This is a genomic window from Flavobacterium sp., from assembly GCF_049590715.1.
Lineage (GTDB): Bacteria > Bacteroidota > Bacteroidia > Flavobacteriales > Flavobacteriaceae > Flavobacterium.
On the sequence record NZ_JBAWDL010000243.1, the window covers coordinates 1 to 3,743 of the forward strand.

Genomic DNA, 3,743 nt, shown 5'->3' on the forward strand with positions numbered 1-3,743 from the left:
TTATCGGGCTTCTGAAAATTAAATATTGCCATAAATTTCGACTAAGTCAATTATTATTTGTTGTACAACTCTACGATTAATTGTTCTTTAATGTTTTCTGGAATTTGAAGTCTAGCTGGTACAGAAACAAAAGTACCCTCTTTAACATCATTATTCCAAGTAATCCATTCATAAACATGACTTGAATTAGACAAAGAACGTTCGATAGCCTCTATAGATTTAGATTTTTCACGAACAGCAACCTTATCACCAGGTTTTAAGTGGTAGGAAGGAATATTTACAACTTCACCATTTACAGTGATGTGTCTGTGAGAAACCAATTGTCTAGCACCTCTTCTAGATGGAGCAACGCCCATTCTAAAAACTACATTATCCAATCTTGCCTCACACAATTGTAAAAGAACTTCACCAGTAACACCTTTAGTAGCAGATGCTTTTTTAAATAAACCTCTGAATTGTTTTTCTAAAATTCCATAAGAATATTTAGCTTTTTGCTTTTCCATTAACTGGACAGCATATTCAGATTTTTTACCTCTTTTTTTTGCCATCCCGTGTTGTCCAGGAGGGTAATTTCTTTTTTCGAAAGCTTTATCATCTCCGAAAATTGCCTCGCCAAATTTACGAGCAATTCTAGTTTTTGGACCAGTATATCTTGCCATTTCTGTGAATTAATTAAGGTAGAGATTATGAATTCAGGTCATATCCTTCGATAATCGTTATTTCTACCTAGTTATACTTAAATTATTTTTTTTTTAAACTCTACGTCTTTTTGGAGGACGACATCCATTGTGAGGCATTGGAGTAACATCAATTATTTCAGTTACTTCGATTCCACCGTTATGAATAGAACGAATAGCAGACTCACGTCCGTTACCTGGTCCTTTAACATAAACTTTCACTTTTTTAAGTCCAGCCTCAAGAGCTACTTTACTACAATCTTCTGCTGCCATTTGAGCTGCGTATGGAGTATTCTTTTTAGAACCTCTAAAACCCATTTTACCTGCTGAAGACCAAGAAATAACATCACCTTTTTTGTTCGTTAACGAAATAATGATGTTGTTAAAAGTGGCACTAATATGAGCTTCACCCGTTGATTCAACGATAACTTTACGTTTTTTTGCTGTTGCTTTAGCCATATTACTTATTATTTAGTTGCTTTCTTCTTGTTAGCAACAGTTTTTCTTTTACCTTTTCTAGTTCTAGAGTTATTCTTAGTTCTTTGTCCTCTTAAAGGAAGACCTGATCTATGACGAATACCTCTGTAACATCCAATATCCATTAAACGTTTGATGTTCAAAGAAACTTCAGAACGTAATTCTCCTTCAATTTTGAAAGATCCAACTACTTCACGAATTGCTCCGATCTCGTCATCATTCCAGTCTTGAACTTTTTTATCTTGGCTTACTTGAGCTTTTTCTAAAATCTCAATAGCTCTACTTTTTCCTAATCCGAAGATGTAGGTAAGTGCTATAACACCTCTCTTGTTTTTTGGGATATCTACCCCTGCTATTCTTGCCATAACTATCCTTGTCTTTGTTTAAATCTAGGATTCTTTTTGTTTATAACGTACAATCTCCCTTTTCTACGCACAATCTTGCACTCGGGACTTCTCTTTTTTACTGATGCTCTAACTTTCATTGTGAATATCCTTTAATATCTATAAGTAATTCTTGCTTTCGACAAATCATAAGGACTCATTTCTAGTTTCACTTTATCACCAGGTAATAACTTGATATAATGCATTCGCATTTTTCCAGAAATATGAGCAATTACGATATGTCCATTTTCTAATTCTACACGGAACATTGCATTTGATAATGCTTCAATGATTGATCCGTCTTGTTCTATTGCTGATTGTTTTGCCATAAAATTAAGCTACTGCTTTTCTATTTTTACCAGTTTTCATTAAACCATCATAATGTTTATTTAACAAATATGAATTAATTTGCTGAATTGTATCAATGGCAACACCAACCATAATTATTAATGAGGTACCCCCAAAAAACATTGCCCAAGATTGTTGAACATCCATAAGACTTACAACAATTGCTGGGAACACAGCTATTAGAGCAAGAAATAAAGATCCTGGGAAAGTTATCAAAGACATCACTTTATCCAAAAAGTCAGAAGTTTCAACACCAGGTCTAACACCTGGAATAAAACCACCACTTCTCTTTAAATCGTCAGACATCTTGTTAGTAGGAACTGTAATCGCAGTGTAAAAATAAGTAAATACAACAATCAATGTTGCAAATACAAAATTATACCAAAATCCAAACATATTACTAAAAGCGCCAACTACAGATTGTGATGCATCTGATTTAGATAAACCAGCAACAGCAGCAGGAACAAACATGATTGCTTGAGCAAAAATAATTGGCATTACACCTGAAGCATTTAGCTTCAAAGGTATCCATTGCCTATTACCACCTAACATATCTTGTTCGTAATCTCCTGAAGCAGTACGTCGAGCATACTGAACTGGTATTTTACGTATTGCCATTGTCAATAAAACACAAGCAATAATAACTAATAACCAAATAATAATCTCGATTACTAAAAGCATCGGACCACCATTGTTGTTAGTAACTCTGGTTGTAAATTCTTGAATAAATGCCTGAGGAAATCTTGCAAGAATACCCACCATAATTAACAGTGAAATACCATTTCCAATTCCTTTATCAGTTATTTTTTCTCCTAACCACATGGCAAAAATTGTACCTGTAACTAAAATAACAACTGAAGAAAATAAGAATTCAAAAGAATTAAACCCTAATAAAAATGCGCTTCCAGGTAAAGTTCTATATAGATTATAGATATACGTAGGTCCTTGAACTAACGTAATAACGATAGTTAACCAACGTGTGATCTGATTAATCTTTTTTCTACCACTCTCACCATCATTTTGTAATTTTTGCAAATAAGGAATCGCAATTCCCATAAGCTGAACAACAATTGATGCTGAGATGTAAGGCATGATTCCTAAAGCAAAAACTGATGCTTGTGAAAATGCACCTCCAGTAAACATGTCAAGAATTGAACCAATTCCTTCCTTAGTTTGACCCGCTAAATTAGCTAGTTGAGTCGCATCTATTCCAGGAAGTGTTACTTGAGCTCCAAAACGATAAACTAATAACAAACCTAATGTAATTAGGATTCTGTTTTTCAGTTCTTCTATTTTCCAAACATTACTAATTGATTCAATAAATTTCTTCATACTTAATTGAAAAATTATATTGTTACAGCTTCTCCTCCAGCAGCTTCAATAGCAGCTTTTGCAGTAGCAGTAAATTTGTGAGCAGTTACTTTTAATTTTGCTTTCAATTCTCCTCTTCCTAAAATCTTAACGATTTCATTCTTAGTAGCCAAACGATTTTCTACATATGTTGTCATATCGACAGCATCAGTAATAATACCATTATCAACTAATAATTGAAGAGTATCCAAATTAACACCCTCGTATTCTTTACGGTTGATGTTTGTGAAACCAAACTTAGGCACACGTCTTTGAAGTGGCATTTGCCCTCCTTCAAAACCAATCTTTTTAGAATAACCAGAACGAGATTTTGCTCCTTTGTGTCCTCTTGCAGAAGTACCACCTTTTCCTGAACCTTCTCCTCTACCTAATCTTTTATTTTGATTGTGTGTTGACCCTTCAGCTGGTTGTAAGTTACTTAAATTCATAACAGTATTTGTTATTTAGCTTCTTCAACAGAAACTAAGTGTTTAACTTTGTTTATCAT

The 3,743-nt window shown here is 33.8% G+C and carries 7 protein-coding genes; all 7 read right to left on the reverse strand.

Going from position 1 to position 3,743, the window contains the following annotated elements; genetic code table 11:
• Positions 1-53 precede the first annotated feature (53 nt).
• The 7 genes from rpsD to rplO all read right to left on the reverse strand — a co-directional run bounded on the left by rpsD (position 54) and on the right by rplO (position 3,684).
• Positions 54-659 carry a 30S ribosomal protein S4 gene (gene rpsD / locus WBQ70_RS10930; protein WP_239868193.1) on the reverse strand — a complete coding sequence of 202 codons (606 nt, stop codon included), beginning with the start codon at positions 657-659 and terminating at the stop codon, positions 54-56.
• A gap of 93 nt (positions 660-752) precedes the next feature.
• Positions 753-1,136: a 30S ribosomal protein S11 gene (gene rpsK / locus WBQ70_RS10935; RefSeq protein ID WP_423914024.1), complete on the reverse strand. Its 384-nt coding sequence runs from the start codon at positions 1,134-1,136 to the stop codon at positions 753-755.
• Between the two features lie 8 nt (positions 1,137-1,144).
• Positions 1,145-1,519, reverse strand: a complete 375-nt coding sequence (rpsM, locus tag WBQ70_RS10940) for a 30S ribosomal protein S13 (protein WP_239868196.1) — start codon at positions 1,517-1,519, stop codon at positions 1,145-1,147.
• 2 nt (positions 1,520-1,521) lie between these two features.
• Positions 1,522-1,638, reverse strand: coding sequence for a type B 50S ribosomal protein L36 (ykgO, locus tag WBQ70_RS10945; RefSeq protein WP_008992256.1), 117 nt, complete (start codon positions 1,636-1,638; stop codon positions 1,522-1,524).
• Between the two features lie 12 nt (positions 1,639-1,650).
• The gene (gene infA, locus WBQ70_RS10950) at positions 1,651-1,866 is read right to left on the reverse strand and encodes a translation initiation factor IF-1 (RefSeq protein ID WP_007136545.1); all 216 of its coding nucleotides are present in this window, start codon (positions 1,864-1,866) and stop codon (positions 1,651-1,653) included.
• Positions 1,867-1,870: 4 nt separating this feature from the next.
• Complete coding sequence (secY, locus tag WBQ70_RS10955) at positions 1,871-3,217, reverse strand: preprotein translocase subunit SecY (protein WP_423914043.1); 1,347 nt, start codon at positions 3,215-3,217, stop codon at positions 1,871-1,873.
• 14 nt (positions 3,218-3,231) lie between these two features.
• Entirely contained in the window at positions 3,232-3,684 is a 453-nt protein-coding gene (gene rplO, locus WBQ70_RS10960) for a 50S ribosomal protein L15 (RefSeq protein ID WP_423914044.1), read from the reverse strand.
• Between the last annotated feature and the right edge of the window lie 59 nt (positions 3,685-3,743).